Source organism: Plantactinospora sp. CNZ321 (genome assembly GCF_004217235.1).
The window spans coordinates 5,517,033-5,537,357 of record NZ_SHKQ01000001.1; the positions used below are offsets into that span (position 1 = coordinate 5,517,033).

Sequence of the window (20,325 nt, forward strand, 5' to 3'; positions counted from 1 at the left end):
CAGTGTCGGCACAGCGTACCGACGCGATGTCAGCCCGACTATGCTGTGCGCAGGATGACACGGACTCTGCTGGTGGCGCCGAAGCAGCACGGCGCGTACGCCACGATCGGTGAAGCGCTCGCCGCCGCCCCGCCGGGCGCGACCGTGCTGGTCACCCCCGGGACCTACCGCGAGGCGCTCTTCAGCAACGGGCTCACGCTGCGGCTCGCTCCGGCGGACGACTCGGGCACGGTCGAGGTGGACGCGCGCGACCTGCCGTATCCGGCGTTGACCGTGCGCGGCGGTGACGTCAGCGTCGAAGGCTTCACGATCCGGGGCGGTGACCTGCCAGCGGTCAGTACGCGCGGCGCCACGGTGTCGCTCAAGCGGACCGAGGTCAGCACCGGCTACGGCGCGGCGGTCGACGTACGCGACCGGGCCCGGCTGCTCGCCCAGCGGGTACGGGTCACCGGCGGCCAGTACGGCGTCCTCTTCGAGGACTCCGGCGGCACGATGACCGACTGCGAGCTGACCGACCTCGCCGACGACGGCGTGATCGTCCGGATCGGTGCCGACCCGGAGATCCGGGGCACCACGATCACCCGCTGCCGACGTCGTGGCGTCTACGTCTACCAGTTCGGCAGCCCGGTGATCGAGGGCTGCGAGATCGCCCACACCGGCGACGCGGGCATCGTCGTGGTGCACGAGAGCACCCCGGCCATCCGCGACTGCTGGGTCCACGACACCCAGGGCGTCGGCATCCAGATCGGCCGCGGCTGTGGCGGCGAGGTGGCCGGGTGCCGGGTGGAGAACACCAGCCCGCCCGGCATCGACGTGGCCGGGGAGGCGACCACCCGGGTCACCGGGTCCGACGACCAAGCGCCGATCCGGGCCGGTGCCGGCAACCGCGTCGGCGCCGGCCGCCAGGAGCCGGACCGGCAGGACGCCGAGGCGATCCAGCTGCGGCTGGCGGAACTGGACGCCATGATCGGCCTCGCCGGAGTCAAGGCCGAGGTACGCGGGCTCATCGACGAGATCCGGGTCAACGAGTGGCGGCACAGCGCCGGGCTCGCCGTCGACCAGTCCGGACATCACCTGATCTTCGCCGGCGCCCCGGGCACCGGGAAGACCACCGTCGCCCGCCTCTACGGCAAGCTGCTGGCGGCGCTCGGCGTACTGTCGAAGGGCACCTTCAAGGAGGTCTCCCGGCGCGACCTCGTCGGGCAGTACCTCGGGCACACCGCGGAGAAGACGGCGGAGGCGTTCGAGGCCGCCAGGGGCGGGGTGCTCTTCATCGACGAGGCCTACACGCTGTCCAGGGCGGGCTCCCGCGCCGATTTCGGTCAGGAGTCCATCGACACACTGGTCAAGCTGATGGAGGACCACCGCGACGAGGTGGCGGTGATCGCGGCTGGTTACACCGACGAGATGGTGCAGTTCCTGTCGTCCAACCCCGGGTTGGCCTCCCGGTTCTCCGCCACCGTCGAGTTCGAGAGCTATCAGCCCGACGAGCTGGTGCTGATCGCCCAGCGGATCGCCGCGGCGTCGGACTACGAGTTCACCGACGAGGCCGTTGCACTGCTGCTCGACCACTTCGGCACGGTACGCCGGGACGCGAACTTCGGTAACGCCCGCGAGGCCCGCAAGCTGTTCGAGGCGGTACGCAAGGCGCAGGCCCAGCGGCTGCTCGCCGCCGGAGGGCGGCCCGACATCGCCGACCTGCGGCGGCTCGCCGCCGCCGACCTCCGCACGGTCCTCGGCCGCTGACGGTGGTGGCGGTCCGCGGGCCGCCGCCGAGCCCCTCCGGCCGGGTTCATCCGCTCAGTCGGGGTCGCCGATGGTCGCCAGCGCCTGCCGGTAGCGGTCCCGGCGGACCTCCAGCCGGTCGCGCCGGAACTCGGCCGGGTCGTCGGCGCGCACCCGCCGGCCCCGCTCCGACCAGAACGCGTCGTCCGGCACCTCCTCGGCGTCCTCCGGAAGAAACTTGAGCACCTCGTCCACGGCGGCGGCCGCGCCGGCCAGATCCTGGCGCACCTCGGTCAGCTCGGTCTCGGTCAGCTCGGCCAGCTCGCCGATCGGCCGGGACGCCGCGAAGTTGCCGGCGACCCAGAGCCACTCACCGGCGTCGAGCAACTCGGACGGTTCGGGCCCGCCGAACCGCAGCCCCCGGCCGGGCAGCGACACCGTCTGGGGCAGCCGGAAGACGAACTGGCGGGCGGTGCCGCAGCCGGAGCACGCTCCGTGGTACCGGCTGGCCAGGTCCCCCTCGGCCATCACGACCGCGCTCTGGCAGTCGAAATCGGACTCGCCACACACGTCGCACGGGCGCAGCGCCATGTAGAGGTGCGCCTCCTCCACCGACCGCTCCAGCGGCAACGCCACCGCCTACCTCCCCGTCTCCTCGTCGCCGGCCGAGGACCACAGCCGGCGCAGTGCCTCGGCGATGTCCCGCATGCTGACCACGACCACGTCGAGGCCGCCGTTCGCATACGGTGCCACCTTCGCCGGCTTGTTCGCGTACCAGGTTATCCGGACGCCGACGCGGCGAACCGCGAAGAGGTCTGCGGCCGGCCCGTCGAGGTCGAGCAGGATCGCCTCGCTGTCAGCCAGCAGGACCGCGAGCTCCGGACCGGGTGGCGGGCTCCGCACCAGGAGCGGGCTCCGCACCGGCCGGCGGCGGTGGCGGCTGCTCGGCCCGGCCGGTCGCCGGGCGGACGTCCGCGCCGAACCGGGTCAGCCTGCCGTGTGGATCGTCGGACCCGAACAGCAGCAGCCCGGCGGGATCCGGTTCGACTCCGAGCTGGATCAGCTCCCGGACGGCGGTCAGGACGAACCGGGGATCGTCCCCGGTGTCCGACACGTGCCGCAGCCGCCCACGGCTGACGGTGAGCCTGCCGGCGCCGGCGACCTGGCCCCGGGGCACCCCGAGGACGACCTGCCCGGCCGAGGTCAGGAAGAAGTCGCCGTCCACCACATCCAGCGGCCGGCGTCCGCCGTCGGTCACCCGGTAGAGGATGCCGTCCTCGACGGCCAGCAGGTCCGCCTCCCGGAACGACGGCGGAGCCGTCAGCATGACCGGGTACGGCGGACCGTCGTCGCCGTCGCCCGCCGCCAACCGCCGGAACGCGGTCACCAGGCTCATCTCGTAGTGCGGCAAGCGGTGCGCGGTCGGACCGAGCAGGACGGGCCGGGTGGCACCGGAGGCGACCCGGCCGAACTCGTCCCGCCACGCGGGGCGCGCGCCGAGCAGGTCGTCGAGCGGGTCACCGGCCCGGTCGTAGAGATCCCGCTCGCGCTGGCTGGACCAGGTCTCGGGGAGGTACGGCCGCACCGAGCCGTCCGGCCCGTACTCCTGGAAGATGCCGATCTCGGGGGCGATGGCCGCACCGTCCGGGGTGCGCCGCACCCGGTCCCGGATCAGGCCGGCGCGCTCTGTGGACGGTTCCCGGCCGTCGGTGCGGGCGACCACGGTCATCCCGGTGGCCCGGGCCAGCCGGGCCGCGCTCTGCGGGGTGGCCGGTTGGTCGAGCAGCAGCCGGGTGTCGCGCCGGGCCGGGCCGAGCAGTCCCTCGTCGGCCATCGGTCCCAGCCGTTCGGGCAACCACTGCTGGTCCCGGGCCCACACACCGACGAAACCCGGCACCGGATCGGGCGCCTCCCAGCCCGGAGGCGGATCGAACGCCACCCCGTCCCTGGTGGCGACCGCCCCGTACCTGGCCAGCCCGGACGCCTCGGCGAGCGGGTACTCCGTCGGGGTGTACGGCGCCGGGAGATCCGCCACCGACTCCGTACCGGACGCGGCCAGGAAGGCGTCGCCGACCGGCGCCAGCAGGGCCGGCCGGGACGCCGCGTAGTAGGGCGCGATCCGCCCGTCCGGGGCGTACCGGACGTACGCGCCGGTCTCCCCCCACGGCACCAGCACGGACTCCCCGGAGGCCACCGCCAGCCGCGCCACCCGTGGGTCGAACGTGGAGACCGGCACGCCGGGCAGTCGGATGCCCCGGCGCCACTGCTCAGGACCGAGCAGGCCCTGCTCGCGCCAGCGGCGGACGATTTCGCCGAGCCGCTCGGGGTCGAGCGGCTGGAGCAGGTCGCCCGGTGCGAAGGCGTCCGGCCCGGCCGGCTCGACGTGCAGGTCGACGTGCCCGGGCAGCGGGGGACGCCGGACCCATCCGGCCGGCCGGTCGGCGAACTCGATGCCTCGGGCCAGCGCCGACGCGTACGGGACGTCGGGCAGTGCGGGCCCGGGGCGTGCGCCGGAGGCCGCCAGCAGTTCGGTGCGCCGCAGGTCGTCCGCGTCGCCCAGCCGTACCCAGGTCGGCTCCCGCCCGTCCGGGTGGAACAGCCGCATCCGGTCGAGGTCGGCCGGCCGTACCGGCGGAACCGGCCGCAGCCCCTCACCCGGCGCGTACTCGACACCCGCGACCTGGATCCGCCACCGGCCCACCGGGTCCGGCCGCAGCCAGAGGTCGCCCGGTGCGGTCAGCACCGGCGCGCCCCAGGCACGGGCGACCTCGGCACCGTACGAGCCGGTGCCGACCGCCGGCTTGCCGGGACCGGCCTGGTCGTCGACCCGGGCCAGCAGCAGACCACGCTGGCGGAACTCGGCGGGCAGCTCGCCGCGCGCGATCATGCCCTTCAGGTCGGCCACCAGCCGCCAGGCCGGCTGGCGCCTGGCGACCACGACCAACGCGAACCCGTCCGGTACGTCGACGTCCCGGCCGGAGATCCCACCGTCGGTCCCCCCGTCCACCATCCAGACCAGGTTCTCCGCCGCCAGCCGGTCGGGCCGGACCGGCGGTGCCCCGAGGGCCACCCGGGTCGTCGCACCGTCCGTCGTGGACGCCTGCCAACCCGCGTCCGGACCGGCCGGCACCAGGCGCCCGAGCCGGGGGTCCCAGCCGGCGGCGGCTACGAACGGCTCGCCCTGCGGGGTGAGCCACACCGTGCCGCGAGGGCCCACGGTGGCCTCGATGCCGGCGCTGCCGGCGAGTTCCTGGAACCGCGCGGTCAGCGGCTCCGGCCCGCTCGCCGCCCCGGACGCCACCAGCACGACCCGGCGGATCGCCGTACGCCCGGACAGCTCGATCGCCCGCCGGGTCAGCTCCCACAGCTCCGCGACGTCGATCAGTTCGTCGCGACCCGTCGGTGTACCGGGTGGATGGAAGCCGAGAATCTCGCCGTCCGGCGCGGTCACCGTGTCCACCACCACGACGAAGTCGCCGTCCTCGGGCGGGAACGCCCGGGCGAACGCCCGCGCCTGGGACGACCGGGCGAGGACGATCCCCGCCGGTACCGGCTCCACCTGGTAGTACCTCGCCAGCTCGGCGACCGTCATCTCGCCGACCCGTACGGCGGGGGCGTCCCCCGGCGTCACCCCCTCGGCGGCCTGCTGCGCCAGGTCGATCAGCCGGACCAGCCGGAAGCGCTGCTCGTTCAGCCGGTCCGCCAGCTCTGCGGAGCTGGCCGCCACCTGGCGTACGGCGGTGACCGCGGCGTCCAGCCGCCCGGCAGGGTCCACCGGTCGCTTCTCGGCCAGGGTCCGCACCAGGTGGTCGTCGACCATGGCCACCTCGCGGCCGAGCGCCGACGCCATGCCCGCACTGCTCGACAGCTGCTGCTGGACGCCGGCAGCCAGGGCCAGCACGTCCGCGATCTGTTCGCCGCCGGGCAGCACAGCCGGCGCCGGCACCTCCGGCAGCGGCGACGGGGTCGCGGCCGGGTCACCGAGGCGACGCAGCGCCTGCGCGGCGGTCCGCAGCGCGTCGCGCCGGACCTGCTCCCCCGCCGGGCCGGTCAGGGCGGCCCGTGCGGCCCGGTCCGGCCACTGCCCGGCGTCCCGGAGCGTGCCGAGCATGCCGTCGAGCGCGCGCAACTCCTCCTGGACCGCCGCGATGGAGCGCAGCGGAGCCTCCAGCGGTTCGAGGAGTTGCCGGTCGAGCCGGTCCGGCAGTTCGCGTACGGCGGCATACCGGGCCGGGCTGGCCGCGTACCGCCACGCCCCGGGAGTTTCGGCTCCGGGCCCGGATGCGATCTCCGGCGCCGGATCGGGTGCGGCCGGCGCCGGCTGGCCGAACCGGTGCGTCAGCTCGTCGACCGTCCCCGCCGCCCGCGCGGTGATCCGGGGCAGCTCGGCGACCAGCTTCTCCAGTACCTCGACCGCCCGGTCGAGGGCGCCGGTGACGGCCGAGAGCCGGCCGGCCCCGTCGGGATCGGGCCGCCTGCCGTCGAGGCCGGGCCGGAGTGCGGCCATCAGCCAACTCGCCCGCCCGGCCCGGCTCTTCGCCCGGACCAGCGGCTCCCAGACAGCGCGGAGCTGCCCGAGCATCGCGTCGACGATGGGTCCGCCGTCCGTCGGGAACTGCGTGCGGAACGCCAGGAACTCCTGGTCGACCCCGTGCAGCCGCTGGGAGGCCAGCTCGACCCGCGCCGCCGCATCCGTGAACCGCGCCCGGACCGGCTCGGGGGTCCGGGTGCCGAGGCGCCGGTCCAGGTGGGGCCGGACCAGGTCGGGGAGGGTTCGCCGTACGCCGACGAGCGCGTCCCGTTCGGCGGCCACCACGGTGGCAACGGCCTCGACCTGGGCCGGAATCGTACGCAGCGCGTCGAGCAGGCGCGGGCTGACGCCGGGTCGCAGGTACGCCTCCCGCCAGGCGACCGGGTCGGGCGGTGCGGTGCCCGGCTCCTCGACGGCCGGCGCGGACCCGGCGGCGAGGTGCCGTCGCAGCGCATCGGCATCGGCGCGCAGGGCCACCCATTCGGCGCCCGCCGCCCGCGTCATCTGGTCCGCGACGATCAGCAGCTCGGTCTGCCGCGCCGCGATCTCGGCCAGTTGCCCGTCGTGCCCGGCCAGGTGCAGCACGGCGTGCCGGATCTCGTGGGCGGCGGCCCGGGGCAGGATCGCCGGCCGGTCGGCGACCCGGATGTTCCTGGTCACCCTGACGATGTGCGGATCGTCGCCGGTGCCGGCCCGCAGCTCGGTCAGGGCGACGGTGCCGGGCGGCAGGTCGGATGCCGCCGCCCGGAAGTGCACCGGATCGTCGCGGCCGGTCAGGTGTGCCAGCAGATGTGCCGGATCCGGCTGTTCCAGGCGTACCGGATCGCCCGCGAACACGGCGAGGTTCAGCCCGGCGAGCGCCGCGAAGATCTCCCCGTCGGTCACCCCGGGCTCGTCATCCGGGAGTTCGGCCTGCCGGAACCGGGAATCCCGCACCTCGTCGGCGTGCACCCGCGGGGACCCGACCGGATCCCCCTGCCGGAACCGCCGGTGCGCCTGGTCGGCCCTTTCGAGCACCTGCGCGGTGAGGTTCATCTCGTACGCCGTCTCGGCGGCCAGCACCTGCTCCGTCCGCCGTGCCTCGTCGTGGTCGGAGCGGGCGACCCTGGCCCGTTCCCCGAGCGCGGTGATCGCCTCGTCCAGTTCCCGCCGCCGCTCGACGAGCCGGTCCCAACTGCCCAGCACCTCGTCGACCAGCCACGCCGCGTCGTCCTGGTCCCCGCCGGTCTCGCGCAGGTACCGCGCCTGCGCCTCCCGCTCGGCGGCCCACCGGTCGAGCCGGTACTCCTCGACCATGTTGCGCATCCGCTCGAGCGCCCGGCGATGACGGGTGAGATCGGAGCCGACGATCTCCTGGAGGTGTCCCTCGGTGAACCGGCGGCTGTCGCGGATCTCCTGCTCGCCGCCGTGCACCCGGTCCCAGCCGTCCGCCACCACCTCGTACCGCTCGGCGACCTCCTTGGCCGCGGCCCGCGCCGCGCCCGCCGCCTCCTCCTGTCGCCGGATCCGCGTCAGCTCGGCGCGGACGGCTTCGGCCCGCTGCTCGACGGAGCGGGCCTCCCGCTCGTACCCGATGGCCCGCTCCCAGGAGCGCCGGGCCTCGGCATCCGCGCCGGCCCGCTCGTGCGCCTGCGCGGCCATGATCTTCTCGCGGCGCCACCGCCAGGCGCGGTGCGCCTGGTCGCGGAGTTCGGCGTGCCGGCTGGCCAGCACCTCGGACTCCGCAGACGGTCCCGGGTCAGCGCCAGCGGCCGTGGCCCGGTGCTCGCGTGCCAGCCGGCGCGCCTCGTCGGCCAGCTCGCCGGTGCGCTCACCGACCCGGTCGGCCAGCACCGCGACCTCGTCGTCGAGCGCCCGGCGACGCGACACCAGCGTCTCGTGCTCGGCCACACCTCGCCGTACCCCCACCTCGGCCTGCTGCCTCGCGTCCTCGACGGTACGGCGGTTCGCCTCCATCAGCTCCGCGAGGTGCTCCGCCACCTCGACCAGCGTGTTCGACTGATCCGCGCCGCGCTGGTGGGCGGCGGCCCGCAGCAACGCGGTCGCCCGGTCCTCCGGCGAACCCGCCTCGGCCTCGATCCGCGCCGCGACGGCGGCCAGCTCGTGGTGCAGCGCGATCAGCCCGTCGAAGCGCCCGGCGCCGCGGGCGCTGTCCCGGCTGCTGCCCGAGTACGCCGCCATGAGCTGGTGCGCTATCCGGCTCTCGCGGCCGTCCCGCACCTCGTCGATCAGGCGCCGCTCCTCCGCCAGAGCGGTCGCGGCCCACCCCCGCCGTCTCGCCAACGTCACGAACTCCCGCGCCAGGTCAGCGGCCTCCCGCGCGATCCGTGCGGCCACCCGGTCCGGCTCCGGCAGGGCGGCGTCGTAGGCCACCGGGACCGGGTACCGACTGTGCAGGCCGCGCGGCGCGCCCGGGATCGGCACCGGCCGGTGGACAGCGTCGACCACCAGCGCCTCGACGTGGCCCGGCGCGGTGACCACCCACTCGCCGTAGAGCTCCGCCGCCGAGTCCGCGGGCCCGTGCGGCGGGTCGACGAACCGCACCCCGGCACCGTCGTGCACCACCGCCGCCACGACGTGACCGCCGTCCGGCCGGTACAGCACGAGCGAGGCGTACGCCCCCACCCCGCCGTCGCGGACCGCCCGCACCACCCGGTCGATCGCGGTGCCGGTCGGGTCGGCCGGCACGGTCTGGTACCGCGCCCCGGTGCGCTCCTCGATCGCCGCGGGCACGTCGATCCCGGTGCCGACGCCCGGCGCCGGAGTGCTGACCGTCAGCCGCTGGTAGAGCCACGCCTCGGCGAGGACCACCTGAGCGTCCACCGAATCCTCGAACGGGCTGATCAGGCGTACCAGCTCGGCGTCCAGGACGTCGGGGCGCCGGAACCCGCCCGTCGCGTCACGCGGCCAGGCCCGTTCCAGGGCGTGCCGGGCCACCAGCGACGGCGGTGCCGGGGTGCCGGGCGCCGCACCGGCGTGCTCCGTACCCGCCACCTCGGCCCGGGTCAGGGCGGCATCGTGGTCGGCCAGCCGGGCCGCTCGCCGAGCCTCCGCGGCCTCGGCCTCCCGCAGCGCCACCTCGGCCCGGGTGTCGAACGTCGCCGCCCGCCCCGACACCCGCTCCGCCGCCGCCCGCAGGTACGGCAGGCGCGGATCCCTACCGGGCAGCGCGTCGGCGGCCAGCGCGACGCGTTCGGCGAGGTCGCGAAGGTCCACCGCCCGGTCGGTGGCCTGCCGTGCCTCGATCCGGAGCGCGGCCGCGCGGTCGTGCCAGCGCACCGCGGCCCGGCGGGCCCGCTCGGCGATCCGCCGCTCGTCGGCGACGGTCCGGCCCACTCCGGTGGGCGCCCGCGCCGCCCGCTCGGCGTGCCGGCGCTCGGCAGCCGCCTGCCGGGCCTGCTGTTCCGCCGGTGTGTCCAGGCCACGCAGGATCGCCCCCAGGTCCGGTGCCAGCCACCCCGGCTCGGCATCGCCCTCAGCGGCGGGCGTCAGGCCCAGCTCCGCGCGGAGCGCCCGGCCGTCCGCGATCAGCGCGTCCAGCTCGGCCGGATCCGTCGCGGCGTCGAGCTTGTAGCCGATGACCCGCAGCTCGACCTCGCGCGGGTACCGCTCCGGATCGGCGCCGCGCGTCACCGGACCCGCCACCTTGTGCCCGATCTCGTGTGGCGCGGCCCGGTCGACCACCGCGTCCGGCGCCAGCCGCGACACCTCCAGGACGAACGGATCCTCCTCGGTGCCGGAGCCCTGCCGGATCCGCGACACCGCGACCCGGTCGGGTTCGCCGGGGATGACCAGCTCCTCGGGGGGTACCGCCCGGTGCGCGAAGTGGACCTCGACGCCGTCCGGCTTCCAGACCGTCGAGCGCAGCCCGTCGCCGGAGACGACGAGGTCGACCACCTTCCCGCCGAACACCTCCGGCGGGCGGGCACGCAGGCGCTGGCCGATCTCCGCGTCGGTCAGCGGGCTCTCCCGGCCACGCTGGAGGAATCCGCTCGCCGGGTGCTCCTCGGCGTGCACCGGTGGACTCGGGTCCCGGCGCGCCCGGTCGAGCCGGTCGCGTACCTCCGCCGGGAAGCGGTCGCGGTCGAGCAGCCAGCGCTCTTCGGCTCCGGGCGTGCCCTCCCGGTACCCGTACCGGTCGACGGCTTCCGCGAGCCGCCGTACGAAGAGCGTCACGCCGGAGCGGGCGGCGCCGGCCAGTACGGTCAGGTCGGCGATCCGGCGGTACCGGTCGGCCTCGCCGGCCGTCTCCTGCGCGTACACCGTCGCCAGCGCCTGGCCGACGACCCGACGCAGGTCGAGCCCACGGACGGTACGGGAGTCCAGGATGACCCGGTGCGTGACGGGGTCGGCGGCTCCGCGCAGCACGTGCCGCCGGTTCGGTTCGACCCTCGCCATCGCCCCGTCGGGCAGTTCCGCGGCGTCCAGCGCGACAACCACCTTGCGGCCCTGCCGAAAGCTGAGCTGTAGCGTCGAGCTGTTCGCGTCGGTCGACCTGCCCGAGTCGAAGACCGCCTTGCGGAACAGCTCCGGCAGACCTTCGGCGATGGCTGCGGCGTGCCGGCCCGCGTACGCCAGCACCGCGTCCCGGTTCGGCCGGTCGGCGGACCTGCGCAGCCCGCTCACCGCCGGGACGATGCCGCCCGGCACCGGCGGTGCGGGGCCGAGCAGTTGGTCGTGCCGGATCAGGTCCGCCTGGTCGAGCAGGCGGTTGAGCGCGCCGTGGTACTCCGCCAGGTGGTCGATCCGGTCGGCCGTCCGGACCTGGTCGTGCAGGGTCGGCCATCCGTTCCGGGCGAGCAGTTGCCGGAGCTGGTGCAGGCGTACCCCGGTCAGCCCGTCGACGAACCGGTCGATCATGCCGCCCAGCAGCAGCCGGTACGCGCTGCCCTCCGCGCTGTACTGGACCACCGGGCTACCGCTCTGCGCCGCGAAGATTCCCATCGATCCGCCGGCGATGCCCTCGGTCGAGAGGTTGCGCAGCAGGTACGCCTTCAGGCCGGCCCGGCCGTCCGGGCGGTCGCGGAGGAACTCCAGCTCCTCGACAAGGCGGTCGCGCAACTGTTCGCGGACGGCTGTCCGGGTCGCCGCCTCGTCGGCATCGCCGAGCGAGACCCGGTCCGGTACGACGAGGCGCAGGTCGCCGATGCCGCCGGACTCCTGCCGTACCGCCCGCACCTCGTCGACCCGGTCGTGGTCGACGACGACGACCACGGGGTCGACGTGCCGGCCCGGCCCGTCGCCCGGCTGCCGTGGCGTGTAGGAGTAGACGTTCTTCGCCAGCTTCTCGACCCGGTGGGTCTCGATCCCCAGCTCGGGCACGACCGCGTCGAGCCACTCGGCCATTTCGTCGTCCGAGTAGGACAGACTTCGCCGGGCCCGCTCGACGAACTCCAACCGCTCACTCGTGGCTCCCGGGTCCGTCAGGATCTCGGCGAGCCGGTGCCGCAGCAGGTCCCGCTGGGCATCGACGGCGAGGGTGGCGTCGGCGAGGTCGCGTTCCAGGCCGGCCCGGGTGATCCCGTCCGGCGTTCCGGCCTCGAGGTCCGCGCCCGCCTTCCGGGACGCCTTGCGCTCCGCCAGCCACCGGGTGGTCCCCGCGTGCACCGGAGCGTACCCGCCGAGCAGGGCCGCGATGATCGCGTACCTGATGTCTCCGCTGTGCAGCAGCATCCGCGTCCCGAGATGCGCGGCCGGTACCACCATCTTCACGGCCGCGTCGGCGAGCCTCGGCACGAACGCCTCGCGCTGCAGCGCGGCCACGGCACGGATCCCGTCGAGTTCGTTCCGGACGATCGCCTCCACCTCGTCCGGCGTGGCCGCGCCGGCGAGAACGACGAGGTGCACGTCGGGTGCCACCGGCGCCGTCAGACCGGCGCGCACCGACTCGGATTTGTCGACGAGTACGCCGACCCGGACCGGCCGGCCCGACATCGAGAATCTCCGGACGGGCACCTCGACGCTGCCGTTCTCCCTCTCCCACTCGTCGAGGCGCTCCAGCAGCCGTTTCCGGGCACCGGTGGGCAGTCCCCGGAGCCGGGTCAGTTCCCTGCGCAGGCTCGCGTACTCCACCGGCGTCAGATGCGCGAACGCGGTGAGCCGCGACAGCTCGTCCGGGTGGTCGACGTACCTGAGCCGCTCGGCGTCGGTCAGCTTCTCCTGTTTGGTCAACCGCCGGAAGGTGCCCAGCTCGTCGAGAAGCTCGACCTTCTCGACCAGCGCCGGCCGTTGGAAGCCCGCCAGCCACTGCGTCAGCTCCAGCGCGTCGAGGATGCTCAACTGCACCGGCATGCTCTTCTGGTCGAAGTCCGCCAGCTCCGGAAAGGCCGCCAGCAGAGGCCGCTGCACGATCGGCAGGCCGCGCCCGGTGACCACGACATCCCGCAGGTTGCTCAGCGCATCGGCCTGGCGCTCCCGCTCGGTGAAGGAGGACCGCCGGAAGACCGACATCGCCCGGGACAGCGCCAGCACGTCCAGCGCCAGGAGTTGCTCCCGGGTCGACATCTCCTCGAAGGCGGTGACCTCCACGAAGACCGTCAGGTCGGCCAGGGCCTTAGCCTGTTCCACACCGCCGAGCCGCTCGAACGGCTGGAACCCGCGCGGTGCCGGACGGCCGGCGAGCGCGGCGATCCGCTCGGCGGTCGTCTTCTGCGCGAACTCCGCCAGCTTGTCCAGCCCGCCCAGGTCGACGACGCGCCGGCCCACCTCCTGCGCCTCGAATGCGAGCAGCCGCCGCATCGCGTCGATGTCGGCGACGACGCCGGCCCGCTCGGCGGCGGGCAGCCGCTGCAGCAGCGCCAGCCCGGCCGCGCCGTCCACCGGCCCGAGGCCGGCGGCGACGAACTCCAGCTTCTCGGCGAGCGTCCGCTCCAGCAGCGGCTCCAGTTCGGTGACGGCCCGCCAGTCGTCGGAGACCTCCAGTTCGAACGGCCGGTGATGCTCGCCGCCCTCTCGCTCCAGCACCCGAATGGCCTGCGCGGCACGGTCCAGCGGCAGATCGAACCGCTGCTCCAGGGGCGGATCCGTCCGGTAGCGCCGATAGTCGGCCCGGGCCCGCGCGGCGCTGGAGCTGACCGCCCGGCTCGCCTTGCGCAGAAACTTCGTGATCTCGCCGTCCTGGCGGTAGGCGGCCGCCCGGCCCCGGGGAGCCAGCACCTGCTCGGCGAGATGCTTCGCATCGGCCAGCTTCGCGGCCACTCGCGCCGCCCGAACCTGCTGCTGGTACGTCTGCTCGACGCTCCGCCGACCCCGGTCGGCCACCTCCGAGCCGACGTTCGGCGCCGCGGTCGCCGCCCCCTGTCGGGCCGCCGACAGTCCCTCCTGGAGCGAGCCCGGAGCCGGTGCCGGAGGGGTCCCCCCGGCCGGCGGTGTCGGTGGCGCCCCGGACAGCCCGGCCGCGTGCTCGGCCGCGCTGGTGCTGGCGGCCGCGGCGGTGCCCCTGCCGCCCACCCGCAGCCCGGCCTGCAGACCGGCCTGCCCGGCCGGAACACCCTCGTCCAGCACCGGGTGTGTCCGCATTCCCTCCGTCTGCAGCGGCCGGACGGCTCGCTCGACGGCTCGCCGGAGGTTGTCGAAGTACGTCTTGACCGCGTCGTCGTACTCCTCCGCGAGTTCCTCGTCGTACCGGTCCCGCTCCTCCTGGTACGCGGCGCGGGTCAGGTCGTCGGCGTCCTCCTGCGGCCGGCGGGGAGGCATCTTCCCGTCCCGCCGGCGCTCCTCGGCGAACTCGGCGAGGGACTGTCGGTACAGCGCCAGGTCCGCCTGGTACCCGGCCCTGGTCGCCTCGTCGGCGTCCGCGGCCGGCTCCTGCGGCTTCGGCTCCCCCGGCCGCTTCAGTTTGTTCGGGTCGAGCCGGAGCTGGATGTGGTCCGGCTCCGGGAGCGGCGCGCGCTCCGAGGCGAGCTTCGGATCCCGGTTGAACTCGGGTACGAAGACGACATGCATCTGTACCCGCCACTTGTTGAGCCCCGACCGCCCCCGCACGTCGTAGTGCGCGTCGAAGGACTCGTGCCCGTGCTCGTGCGCCCCGGTCACCTTGACGATCGGGTCCGAGTCCAGGACGGTGTCCCCGACGATCGCCTGGTCGAGCTCGTCCACCAGCCTGTCGCGTGCCCGCTGGTGCAGGTGGGACCAGCGTTCGGTGCGGGGCAGCGTCACCCGGTAGGGGTCCCGCAGCTCGGCCTCGCGCTCCCGCAGGGTTCGCGGCCGCTCGACGGGCAGCCCCTGGGCGCCCCGCTCGATCGCCTGCCGGATGGTCCGGCGCCGCGCGTCGGCGTACCGCTCGTCCGAGGGCGCCACGTCCCGGGGCCTGAGCCGGGCCAGATCCACCCGGACGAGAATGTGCTCCCGATCGGATCCGGCGAGCCGCTCCACCGCCTCCGGCCGGGTGCCGCTACCGCGCTCGAACCGGACGTGCACCCGTACGGTCCGCCGCCGGTACTCCTCGCGGTTGAGCCCGTGCCAGCCGCGCACGTCGAACTGGGCGTCGTACGACGTGTCGCCGTGCTCGTGCGCGCCGCCGACCTCGGTTATCGGGCGTGACCCGAACATCCTCGCGCCGACGAGGGCGTCCCGGAGCGCGGCCAGTGCCGGGGTGGTCTCGCCGGCCTCCATGGACTCGGCATCGGACTCCTCGTCGGGGACCGGCTCGACGAGGGTGGGTGCCTTGACCTTCTCGCCGGTGGCCTCCCGCACCGCCTCCTGGGCACCGTCGAGCGCCTTCTGGGCGCCCTCGACGGTGGGCAGGTGCGGATCGACGAACCGGGCGTCGAAGTCGTACCGCGCGATGGCGGCGAGGGCGAGCCGCCGGTTCGTCCGCGGCTCGTAGAGCGCCCCGGCGAAGGACGCGGCCGACGCGGTCACCGCGGTACGGACGACCAGGCCGGGCACGTCGACACCGACCAGGGCGGCCCCGGCGGGGGACAGTCGGGTCATCGCGCCCTTCCCGCCCTCCACCGCGATCTGCTCCGGTGACGGGTTCGACATCACCAGGTGGGCGCGCATGCCGCGGATCGCCTCGACGGTGTCGGCGGCCGCCCGGCTCAGGTCGTCCTCGGTGACTCCCCTGGCAACCCGGTACACCAGGTCGAAGCTCTCCACGAACGCTTCGAGCCGGACCTCGAAGCCGGCCGGGACCTGGCCGTCGACCTGCTCCGGACGCAGCCGCAGCAACCACGGGCGGCGGTGCAGCCGCTCCGGGCCGTCCGGCGGTTCCTGGAACCCCATCAGGTACTCGGGATGCCACTCCTCCCCCGTCGCGGCCCGCCGGAAGCCGATGAACTCCGCCACGATCGGGTCGCCCTGCCCGGTGCCCGCGCCGCCGTCGGCGACCTCCTCCAGCCGGACCTCGAAGCCGGCCGAGAGTCCGTCGGCCTGTCCCGGCTCCGGCCGGACAACCCACACCGGCCGGTCCAGCCGCTCCGGCCGGTCCACCCGGTCGGCGAGACCGTCGCGGGTGGTGAGCCGGACCAGCCGTTCCATCCCGACCAGCTCCGGGTCGGCCGGCGACGAGGTCACCCGGATCCGGTACTCCGGATGCCAGGCACCGGTGTCACCGTCGCGGCGAAGGCCGGTGAACTCTCCGGTGAACCGCAGCTCGCCGGTGCCATCGGTGACGCCGGTCGTGGTCAGCGCCTGGTGGATGGCGGTCAGGGCCCGGCCGGCCGGATCCGTGGCCGGCTCGGCGCGGACCCGTTCGACGTGCTCGCGTGCCGCCTGCGCGCCCGCCTCGTCCAGCGCTGCGGCGACGAGTTCCCACTTGGGGTCCGCCCCGGGGTAGCCGGCGCGCAGCCGTACGTCCTCCGCGTCGATCCACCGTCGGACGTCGCCGTCGCCGAGGCCCACGACGCGCTCGGCCGCGTCGAGCCCGCCGGAGCGCCGGAAGGCGTCGAACCACTCCTGGGCGGGATCGAGCTCCGACCGCGAACCGGGCAGGTGTACCCCGGTCAACTCCCGGTGCAGGGTGATCAGGGCCTTGTCCTGCCGGGTCGTGGCCCCCTTCGTCCGCTCCCGCCCGACACGCTCGGCGACATCGGTCGGCAGTGCCGCCCGGGCCAGTGGCCACCGCTGCTCGGCCCCCGGGTAGCCGGCACGCAGCCCGGTCGCGTCGATCCACTCCGCCACCTCCCGGCCCTTGCGGACCAGGACGATCGCCTCGCCGAGCCGGCCGTGGTCGTTCGGGCTCAGCCGGGTACGCAGTGGATCGCCCACGTTCGCATGCCGGTCGAGCACGTCCACCGGCTTGCGTGCGCCCCGGCGCAGCCGAGCCGGCAGTCCGGCCTGGACGGCGTGCAGCTCCCGTAACTCGTGGACGAGCTGTCGAAGGACGGAGATCTCTTCCTGTCCCGGCGGGATCTTCGACTCCACGACGATCCTGGTCGGCACGCCACTCCCCGGATCGAACTCCGTCCGCGCCATCACCGGATCGTCCAGCTCCCCGACCACGACCGGCAGTGGCAGGGAGCGCCCGACCCTCGACCGGATGATCAGGGTGCCCGCCAGGCCCGTGTCGTCGAAGCTGTCGAGGGTCGCAGCCGGGCGGAACGCGATCGACCGGTACCGGTTGCCCAGCAGCCTGCCCAGCTCCGGCGCGACCTCCTTGATCGCCTCGAACACTCCCCTGGGGTTGGGGTCCGCTGCCTTGCCGTATCCGGGCATCGCGGTCGAGGTGATGAACGTCCGTGGGGTCCACCGCCGCTGGACGGGGGTGAGGGGGGCGAGCCGCTGGCGTACCCGCTCCGCCTTCCGCGCCCGCCTGTTGTCGGCGATCCGGTCGAGCAACGCCTTCCGTACGGTCCGGACGGCCGCCCGCTGCGCCGCCGACCGCGGCTGTTCCACCCCCCGTTGCTGCCCCGCTGCCCGTTCCTGCTCCACCGCTCGTTGCTGTACCGCCGCCCTTTGGTGTGCCACCGCCCTTTGCTGTACCGCCGCCCGCGCCGCCGCCACTGACTGCCCGGCGGCCACGGGTAGGGGCAGCAGTTTCTCCGGCAGGCCGAGGAAGATCAGGCCGTTCGGGCTGCCCGCGCCGCGCGGTGGCATCCGACGGCGGTGCGCCGTGCGGTCGGGTGCGCGCCGCGCCGCGGACCCGCCCGGCGCCGCCGGCCGCGCCGCCGGGTCGGCCGCCGCGGGCGTGACCGGGATCCCGGGCACGGCCGGTACGCCGGGCACCGGTTCCGGCTCGCGCGGCGCGGGCTGCTCCATCGGCGCCGTCCCGACCTGCTCCTTCGGATGCTGGAGAAGCTGCTCCTGATGACGCGGCAGCGGCGGCTGCACCGGATGCGGCACCGGGACCTCGTGGTGCGCCGGCGTGACGACCTCCGGCCCCTTCGGGGGCAGCGGCGGCGTCGGGGGCAGCCTGCCCGGCAACGCCTCCAGCGGTACGCCGCCGCGCGCGACGCCGGAACCGCCCTGCGCCGCCGTATCCGGTCCGCCCGGCGTCGGCACCGCAGCGGGAACGGTCGGCTGGAGCGTCGGTGGCCCTGGCGCGGCACCGGTCGGCGGAGCCGGTACGGGCACCGGCAGATCGGGGCCGGCCGGGCCCGTCGGGTCCGCTCCCGGTGCCGGCGCGGGCCCGGATGCCGGCGTGCTCCGGGCCGGTGCACCCGATCCCGGCGGCGGTTCGGCCGGAGTCGGGGCACCCGGCACCGGCAGCTCCGGCGGAAGCTGCTCCGGCGTGGCGGGTTGCGGCGGGATCGGCTCCGGCGCCTGCGGAGCGATCGGCTCGGGCGCCTGCGGCGGAATCGGCTCCGGCGGCTGCGGCGGAATCGGCTCCGGCGGCTGCGGTGGGATCGGCTCCGGCGCCTGCGGAGCGATCGGGGCCGGCGGAGCGGGGGCGGCCGGCGGCTGCGGCCCGCTCGCCGACGGCGACATACCGGGCGGCCCGTCCTGGACCGGCGACGCCGGTGACGGCCCGGCCTGAACCGGCGGCGTACCGGACGGCCCGGCCGGGACCGGCGACGCCGGCGGCGGCCCGGACAGCACCGGCGGTGCGACCGGCGGCGGAGCCTGCACCGGTGGCCGCCCGAAGGTGGCCGGCGGCGCCTGCCCTGCCGGCGGACCGGTCACCGGGGGCGGGCCGACATCCGGGGGTGGCGGGGGTGGCGGGAATCCGGACCCACTCCGCACCGGCGGCGCGACGGCACCGGCAGCGGCCGAGCCGGAACCGGGCCGAGCCGGCGGCATGCCGGCATCGTCCTCAGTGGACTGCGGCACGGGGACCGGCCGGGTGGGGCCGGCGTCGCGAGGCGCCGTGCCGGCCCCGACCTCGCGCGGCGCCGTCGCGGGTGCGGTCTCCCGGGGCGCCACGACCGGCGTGGACTCACGGTGCGCTGCCGGCGGGGCCGCCTCGCGGGGCGCCGCCGGGTTGGGCGTCTCCGGACGGACCCGATCGAGCAGCCCCTCGTGATAGGCGCGCTCGGCCGCGACCAGGTCGCCCGGCTCAGGCCTGAGCAACGCCTCCAGCCGCTGCCGGGACATCCGGGTGTCGTTCCGGGCCGCCACCTCGGCCTCGGTCCGGTTGAAGCCCCGCTCGAACTCTGCGCGCATGCCCGGTTCGCCACCAGGGGCGGTACGTCCACCGGAGGCGGTCGGGGTAGCCGTCTCGGCGATCGTGCCCACCCTGCCGGTGCCGGGCTCGCCGCGCGGCACCAGTCCGCCGGTCCCGCCCGCCCCACCGGGCGCGCCGCCGCGCGGTGCCGCACCACCACCCGGCGCACCGCCGCTTCCACCACCCGGCGCACCGCCGCTTCCACCACCGGGCGCACCGCCGGGGCCACCACCCGGAGCACCGCCGGTTGCACCACCGGGTGCGCCGCCGGGACCGCTGCCGCCTTCGCCCCGACCCGGGGCGGGCGGCGCGAGGTCGATCCTGCCGAACGCACCCGGTCCCTCGGTCGAGAGTGCACCGTCCCGTGGAATCCGTAGGGCCACGGCGGGCGCCGTGCCCGGCGGACGGATGCCGTTGATACCGTCCGCCAGTTCCCGGGCCACCCGGGCGTCCCGGTGGTTGCGGATCGCGGTCCCGGTGCGCTGCGCGCCGGTGGCCAGCACGCGCATCCCGCCGCCCATCGCCGCACCGGCGAGGAACTGGCCGATCGTGGGTGCCTGGCCGTGCACGATCAGGTTGCTGGCCGGCAGGGCGACACCCATCGCCACCCCGTCCTTGAGGATGGCGGCCGGCAACCGCTCCGACCGGCCCAGCCGAGCCAGCCCGGCGCGGGCCACCGGGAAGACCGCGCCGGCCGCCGCACCGCCGATCGCCGCCTCGCCGATCGCGCCGCCGTCGAAGGTGGTCCGGGTACCCTCGCCCAGCTCGTAGGCTTGCGCGACAACCTCGACCCCGCCGGTGAACGCGCCGAACCGGGCGCTGGAGCGTGCCACGGTCGGCGCGAGTCGGCCGGCGGCCCGCGCCGCGGCAGGGCCGAGTCCCCTGGCCGCGGTGCCGACCCCCCTGGCCGTGGCACCTGCGCCCAGCCCTCGGGCGCCGGCGCCTCGGGCGAGTGCGGCGGTGCCGGCCGGCAGCGCCTTGACCGGCGCCGCACCGGCGACCTTTCTGGCTCCCATCTTGGCGACGTAGCCGGCGAAGATCCTCGCGGCCTGGACCCGCGCGACCGCCACCGTGCCCGCGGCGGCCGCCGCCATCGCGCCCGGACCGCCCGCGGCGGCGAGGCTCAGAATGGGAAACAGCGACAGCAGCGTCAGCGAGAGCATCGACCAGAGCCGGACCTTGGCCCCGTGGGTGGCGGCCTGTGCCGAGTACGCCGCCGACATCGCCTCGTAGATCACCCGCTGGGCGTCGGCGAGCCCGCCCTCGTCGCCGCTGATCAGCTTCCACCGGTCGAGCAGGGCCGGCCCGACCTCGCCACCCCAGGCGGCCAGGGTCTGGTTGACCCCGCCCCCGGCGTCGGTCATGAGGTCGGTCAGGATCTCACCGAGCAGCAGTTCCGCCTCGGCAAGGTCGCGGAGCAGGTCCTCGTCCGCGTCGGGCCAGCCACTGCCGCCGAGCACGGTGAGGATCGAGTCGCGGAAGACGTTCCAGAACTCCCCGAAATCCGGCTTGCCCATGCCCACGG

4 protein-coding genes are annotated in these 20,325 nt (G+C 75.4%); 1 reads left to right on the plus strand and 3 read right to left on the minus strand.

Translation table 11 applies throughout. The features are described from left to right. The first annotated feature begins 54 nt into the window (after positions 1-54). Positions 55-1,746 carry a right-handed parallel beta-helix repeat-containing protein gene (locus EV371_RS23840; RefSeq protein WP_130464023.1) on the plus strand — a complete coding sequence of 564 codons (1,692 nt, stop codon included), beginning with the start codon at positions 55-57 and terminating at the stop codon, positions 1,744-1,746. A gap of 54 nt (positions 1,747-1,800) precedes the next feature. On the opposite strand, the gene EV371_RS23845 is transcribed toward EV371_RS23840, so the two are convergent. The 3 genes from EV371_RS23845 to EV371_RS23855 are packed head-to-tail and all read right to left on the minus strand — an operon-like array spanning position 1,801 to position 20,317. Further along, positions 1,801-2,361, minus strand: a complete 561-nt coding sequence (locus EV371_RS23845; RefSeq protein ID WP_130464024.1) for a hypothetical protein — start codon at positions 2,359-2,361, stop codon at positions 1,801-1,803. Between the two features lie 3 nt (positions 2,362-2,364). Further along, positions 2,365-2,628, minus strand: a complete 264-nt coding sequence (locus EV371_RS23850) for a hypothetical protein (protein WP_130464025.1) — start codon at positions 2,626-2,628, stop codon at positions 2,365-2,367. Beyond that, entirely contained in the window at positions 2,582-20,317 is a 17,736-nt protein-coding gene (locus tag EV371_RS23855) for a toxin glutamine deamidase domain-containing protein (RefSeq protein ID WP_165436822.1), read from the minus strand. Before EV371_RS23855 ends, EV371_RS23850 begins: the two co-directional genes overlap by 47 nt. Between the last annotated feature and the right edge of the window lie 8 nt (positions 20,318-20,325).

Bases quoted from the DNA above. Each gene is read 5' to 3' on its own strand.
- EV371_RS23840 (WP_130464023.1), top strand. From the start codon at position 55: ATGACACGGACTCTGCTGGTGGCGCCGAAGCAGCACGGCGCGTACGCC.
- EV371_RS23855 (WP_165436822.1), bottom strand. From the start codon at position 20,317: ATGGGCAAGCCGGATTTCGGGGAGTTCTGGAACGTCTTCCGCGACTCG.